Below are 7,100 nucleotides of genomic sequence, written 5' to 3'. Positions count from 1 at the left end.
CAGCCAAGACACGATCTTTGTGCCCCGATAAAGTCTGAATTAAATTGCCATCAGTATTCCACAGTTTCACCGTCCTATCCCCACTCCCTGAAGCAATCAAATTGCCATCGGGGCTAAATGCTACAGCAGTGACAATCTGATCATGCCCCGATAAAGTCTGAACTAAATTGCCATCAGTGTTCCACAGTTTCACCGTCTTATCCTCACTCCCCGAAGCAATCAAATTGCTATCGGGGCTAAATGCTACAGCATTGACACGACCTTTGTGCCTCTCTAACCTATTGATTTCTTTATACAAATCAAAAGTTTGTCGCAGTAAGTCTGCAGCTTGAAACTGAATAGCTGATGTTGCTGTCTTTACCTGTTGTAATTTGCGACCTAGTTTGAGTATATCCATCTGTACTTCTAGGCTAGAATTTAAACGGGAGTCTAATGTCAATATTTCAGCTCTGAGATTGGCATTTTGTTCAGCAATAACTGCTTTGCGTCGTTGCATTTCTGACCAGACAGCAAGTAGGGAAATTATCAGAGAAAATACAGCCATTCCCACAATTGTTCGTTGACGCTGCCATTGTTTTTGTTTTTGTTCCTTTTCTACTAATTCCTTACTTTTTAGAATAAATTCTTTGATTTTATCAGTCACAGCAGGTTGCTGATTGTACTTTTGTGACAACTCCAACCACTCGTAAGCTCGGTTACATTCACTCCCCTGAAACAATAAATCAACATTTTTATTCCCTTTTTCCCACTCCAACGCCTTATGCGACATTTTCGTATGTTCCCGCACATATTCCCTGTCAGTATCCAACGTCCGCACCAACTCGCTAAAGTTAGCATAAAAGTCTCCCCCATACCGATGAAAATCTAACCATTGCACTTTGGCCAATTCTGGATGTAATTTGGCAGTATCAACTTTTCGATGCAAAACCGTCACAAACCGTTTATTTAAACTTTTGGCATATTCGACTTCATTTCCACAATAGGGAGAATTTACCGACTCTGGGGAAATAATAAATAAGAAGTTATCCGACTGTTCAATTCCGCGATTAATTTCCTGTTGAAAATCTGTGCCTGTAGCAATACTTTCCTGGTCAAACCAAGTAGTTTTTCCCTGAGTTTGTAAAGCCTCATTTAACTGTCTAGCAAAATCAGAATCTGCTCTGGAATAAGAAACAAAAACATCTAAAACTAAATTAGGTGGTTGTTTAGCACTTTCAGTAATAAATTCTGTTTGTAAATCTGTGGGTAAATTAGCCATTCTATTTCCAGCTAATTCTAACCAACTTTGATATTGTTCGAGATTATAACCCCGTAATAAAATACTAGGGTTACGATTTTGTTCTAGCCATTTCAAAGCTTTGACTAATAAAATTTTATGCCGTTGATAATAAATAGCTTCTGACTTTAATTCTTTGAGCAGTTTATCTATTCCTTCTGACTCTGATTGAGTAAAATAAATAAATTGTAAGTTGTTTATTTCGGCAGGAATTTCTGTTAAATCTGTGGGAGAAATTAATATAGGAATAATTCGTTTATTCAGACTCAAAGCATAAGTTAATTCCTGTTGACAATATTCAGATTTTATGGCTTCAGGAGACAATAAATAAATTAGATTATCCGCTCCGGCAATACCCCGCTCAATTTCTACTTGAAAATCTTTTCCAGTTTTAATATCGGCATGAGAACTCCAGACAGTAATTCCTTCTCTAATTAAACTTTTCCTGATTTGCTCCATGATACTTTTATTTGCTTCAGCAAAAGCCAAGAAAACTTGAGTCATTAAATTATTAGCATTTTTATCACTTTCACAGATAAATTCACCATGTAAATCTGTAGGAATACAAGGGGGTTGTTCTTCTGTAAATTTAATCTTTAACCATTGTTCTGCTTGTAGACGTTCTTTTCCAATTAACAAGTAACGAGTTTGTTTTTGATTATTTTCCCAGTCTAAACCTTTAACTAAAATCTTAGTATGTTGTTTTACATAATCTTGGTGACGATTAAATAATGCGATTAAGTCAGTTAAACTTTTGTCAAAATTATCAAGATTTTCCCGAAAATAAACCCAATTAATTCTACCAATTTCAGGGTGCATATTAGGAAAACTTGAATGCTTACCTTTTTCTTGATAAATTTTCCATTCTTCTAAAGTTTTTTTTTGATTTCGTTGTTGCCAAATTTCATAAGTAATTTGTTCGACGTGAAGCAGGGGAATAATTCGTTTATTGTATTTAATAGCTAATTCTATTTCTTTGAGACAGTAGGGAGAATTAATAGAATGAGGCGCAATAATAAACAGAAAATTATCAGCTTTTATGATGCCATCATCAATTTGATTTTGAAAGTCTACTCCCAGAGGAATATCATTTTGATCAAACCAGATTTTTAGAGCATTTTCTGTGAGTTTTTCATAGAGTTTTGTAGCAAAAGATTTACTGTCGGCACGTCCGTAAGAGATGAAGGCATTGTAATATTCTGACATGGTTTTATGGATTGGTAATTAGGTTTTGGAGGCAAATATATTATATAATATCAATTTGATAAATGTTGGCTACAAATAGCTAGGGGATTTTTTAGGAGTCAGGTAGAGGAGCCGTCTGATTTTGCTAGCACAAAGCTTTCCTACACCAAGATTTAACATTTTATTTACCGAAAAATTAAGGTATAAAGCCTTCTATATTCAAGAGAAAAAGCGGTCGTTTGCGGATCATTCCGTAGGATGGGATGGCGTTTGCTACCGCAAACGCTAACAGCGGAGCGGGTCTGTAAGAACGGGTCTCCTTGCCATATCCATGAGACCAAGAGAAGAAAAAAATCCTTTTAGTCAATTCTTCTATTACAGAAGAGGTAATTATTAATTATTGAACGTAGGGGTTTGGTTTCCCCATCCCATTTTGGCGTTTGGTTTGTTCTCCAAACCCCTACAATTTTTTCTCACAAATCATTTCATATTACTATATAACCGCTACCGAAAAACTCAGGTTTAAAGCCTCTCATTTCAGGGATAAAAAAAGAAAAAATTTCCTTTTAACCAACCCTTCTCTTACAGAAGAGGCAATTATTAATTATTAATTATTAATTGTTAATTATTGAATACCTACTTTGATTTAACCAATATGATCACACAAGTTCCTATTCTCCTGTTCCACATAAGGATTATGCTGTAAATAACCACTCACCCAATTACAACTACGGAGCATTAGGTCGTTTAAATCTACCTCTAAATCTAGTTTTTCTACATCCCAAAGTCTAATTGTTTTATCATCACTACCAGATATTAAGACTTTACCATCCGGACTAAAACTAACACTATTAACTGAGTCTTCATGTCCGTGAAATGTCAAAATAGAATTTCCCTGTTTCGGGTTCCACAGTTTAATTGTTTTGTCAGAACTTCCAGAAGCTAAAATCTTACCATCCGGACTAAAACTAACGCTGTTAATAGAACTACTATGACCTTTGAAAGTGAAAACTTTTTCTCTTTTTTCCACATCCCATAAAGTAACAAGATTGCGATCGCCTCCAGCAGCTAAGGTTTTACCATCAGGACTGAAACTGACACTAAAATTAGAACTCTGATTGTCGTTTATGAGAGGTTCCATTTTTTCCATTGTTTCTATATTCCAGAGGTTAATTATATTGTCCTTACTACCAGAAGCTAAGGTCTTGCCATCCGGACTAAAACTCATTGTCATTACCGTGCTTTCGTGACCTTTTAAATTGCCTATTTCTTCTTTTGTTATCCAATTCCAAAGTTTGATAGTAGTATCTTTACTGCCAGAAGCTAAGATGTTGCCATCCGGACTAAAACTAATTGCCTTGACTGCATCGGTATGACCTTTGAGTCGATGAATCTCTTGTTTTGTTTCTACATCCCATAAAATAATAGTGCTATCTTCACCAGCAGAAGCAATAGTCTTGCCATCAGGACTCACACTAATTTTCATTACCGAGTCATCATGTCCCTTCAAAGTATCTTGAGTTTTAGTCTTCAAATCCCATATCTTGACAGTTTTATCAGCGCCACCAGAAACAAATATCATCTCTTTCTCAGATTTATATATTTGAGGGGATGAAGCTAGAGGAAAACTTAAATGTTGAATCGAATCATCATGTCCTTTAAGTGTACTAAGTTCCCTTCTCGTTTCTAAATTCCAGAGTCTGATGGTTTTGTCACCACTACCCGATGCTAATATCTTGCCATCTGGACTAAAACTTACCCGAAATGCCCAAGCATCGTGACCATAAAAAGAGCGAATTTCATTTCCTGTTTCTATATCCCATAGCTTAACTATTCGGTCTTTGCTACCAGTCGCTAAATGTTTACCATTCGGACTAAAACTCACACTCATAATTGAACTAAAATGTCCTGTCAAAGTCCGAATTTCCTCACCTGTTTCTAAATCCCAAAGTTTAACCGTTTTATCATAACTGCCACTTGCCAATATCTTGCCATCCGGACTAAAACGGACGCTACCCACCAAACCATTATGTCCGAAGAGGGTGTACATTTCTCTACCTGTCTCTACATCCCAAAACTTAATCGTTTTGTCTTTACTTCCCGATGCTAAAGTTTTACCGTCAGGACTAAAACTGATACTAATTACACTACCCTGATGCCCGAAAAGGGTGTCAATTTCTTTGCCTGTCTCTACATTCCAGAGTTTAATCGTATTATCCTTACTCCCTGATACTAAAATCTTACCATCCTGACTGAAACTCATGCTATTTATCCAGTCAGTATGTCCGGTGAAGGTGTTAATTTCCTTGCCTGTTGCTACATCCCAAAGTTTTATCTTCTTGTCTTTTCCTGCCGATGCTAAAATTTTTCCATCCGCACTAAAGCAAACACTAATAACAGAGCGATCGTGTCCAGAGAAAGTTCGTATTTCTGCTCCCGTTTCCATATTCCAAAGCTTAATCTGTTTATCATCGCTGCCTGATGCCAATATTTTGCCATCTGGACTAAAACTCAGAGAGCGAATAGAATTTTTGTGTCCTTGTAATCTGTTGCTTTCACTGCCACTATAAACAGACTGTTGCAATGCGTCGATCACTTCTGCGTCTTTCACCTTGTATCTTTGCAAATTTTTCCCCGCTTTAATAACTTCAATCGATGCTTCTAATTCTTTGTTACCGACAAATAGAGAGGAGGAAGAGCGAGCAAGAGACTGTGCTAAATTAAGTTGAGCTTTTTTATGCTCATGTCTAGAATTTTGCCACAACCCAGTGCTAATCATAACTGCCAACAGGGAACCAACTGTAATTCCCCAAGCAGTTGTGATATCAAGTTGTCTGCGTTTTGCTCTTGCTTGTTGGATGCTAGTATGTAGGTCGTCACTAGCTTCAATAAATTTCTTTTGCAACTTGTTGAGTGGGGGTTGTTTGTTAGTGTTAAGAGCTTCCTGTAACCAGTTTTTAGCGATCGCCAGTTCACTTCCTCGTAGCAATAAATCTTCACTAGCTTTTTCCTCCCAGTCCAATGCTTGTTGTGACAACTTTGTATGGTTTCTGACATAATCTCTATCAGTATCCAAAAAACGTACTAACTCGCTAAAGTTAGCATAAAATTCTCCTCCATACCGATGAAAATCTAACCATTGCACTTTTGCTAATTCTGGATGCAACTCCTTACTATCAACTTTTCGATGCAAAACCGTCACAAAACGTTTATTTAAACTTTTGGCATACTCTACTTCATTTCCACAATAGGGAGAATTTACCGACTCTGGGGAAATAATAAATAAGAAGTTATCCGACTGTTCAATTCCGCGATTAATTTCCTGTTGAAAATCTGTGCCTGTAGCAATACTTTCCTGGTCAAACCAAGTAGTTTTTCCCTGAGTTTGTAAAGCCTCATTTAACTGTCTAGCAAAATCAGAATCTGCTCTGGAATAAGAAACAAAAACATCTAAAACTAAATTAGGTGGTTGTTTAGCACTTTCAGTAATAAATTCTGTTTGTAAATCTGTGGGTAAATTAGCCATTCTATTTCCAGCTAATTCTAACCAACTTTGATATTGTTCGAGATTATAACCCCGTAATAAAATACTAGGGTTACGATTTTGTTCTAGCCATTTCAAAGCTTTGACTAATAAAATTTTATGCCGTTGATAATAAATAGCTTCTGACTTTAATTCTTTGAGCAGTTTATCTATTCCTTCTGACTCTGATTGAGTAAAATAAATAAATTGTAAGTTGTTTATTTCGGCAGGAATTTCTGTTAAATCTGTGGGAGAAATTAATATAGGAATAATTCGTTTATTCAGACTCAAAGCATAAGTTAATTCCTGTTGACAATATTCAGATTTTATGGCTTCAGGAGACAATAAATAAATTAGATTATCCGCTCCGGCAATACCCCGCTCAATTTCTACTTGAAAATCTTTTCCAGTTTTAATATCGGCATGAGAACTCCAGACAGTAATTCCTTCTCTAATTAAACTTTTCCTGATTTGCTCCATGATACTTTTATTTGCTTCAGCAAAAGCCAAGAAAACTTGAGTCATTAAATTATTAGCATTTTTATCACTTTCACAGATAAATTCACCATGTAAATCTGTAGGAATACAAGGGGGTTGTTCTTCTGTAAATTTAATCTTTAACCATTGTTCTGCTTGTAGACGTTCTTTTCCAATTAACAAGTAACGAGTTTGTTTTTGATTATTTTCCCAGTCTAAACCTTTAACTAAAATCTTAGTATGTTGTTTTACATAATCTTGGTGACGATTAAATAATGCGATTAAGTCAGTTAAACTTTTGTCAAAATTATCAAGATTTTCCCGAAAATAAACCCAATTAATTCTACCAATTTCAGGGTGCATATTAGGAAAACTTGAATGCTTACCTTTTTCTTGATAAATTTTCCATTCTTCTAAAGTTTTTTTTTGATTTCGTTGTTGCCAAATTTCATAAGTAATTTGTTCGACGTGAAGCAGGGGAATAATTCGTTTATTGTATTTAATAGCTAATTCTATTTCTTTGAGACAGTAGGGAGAATTAATAGAATGAGGCGCAATAATAAACAGAAAATTATCAGCTTTTATGATGCCATCATCAATTTGATTTTGAAAGTCTACTCCCAGAGGAATATCATTTTG

General features: G+C 35.6%; 2 protein-coding genes. Both read right to left on the bottom strand.

Features of this window, described 5'->3' with window-relative positions; translation table 11 throughout:
* Positions 1–2,482 (bottom strand): toll/interleukin-1 receptor domain-containing protein (locus F6K06_RS07610; RefSeq protein WP_287323201.1); only part of this gene is annotated, 2,482 nt, incomplete at its 3' end.
* Between the two features lie 625 nt (positions 2,483–3,107).
* Positions 3,108–7,100, bottom strand: a 3,993-nt coding sequence (locus F6K06_RS07605; protein ID WP_287238930.1) for a TIR domain-containing protein, incomplete at its 5' end; no start/stop codon positions are given.

Origin of the sequence: Okeania sp. SIO1H4 (assembly GCF_010672695.1) — a bacterium.
Lineage (GTDB): Bacteria > Cyanobacteriota > Cyanobacteriia > Cyanobacteriales > Microcoleaceae > Okeania > Okeania hirsuta.
This window is presented reverse-complemented; position numbering and strand designations above follow the sequence as displayed.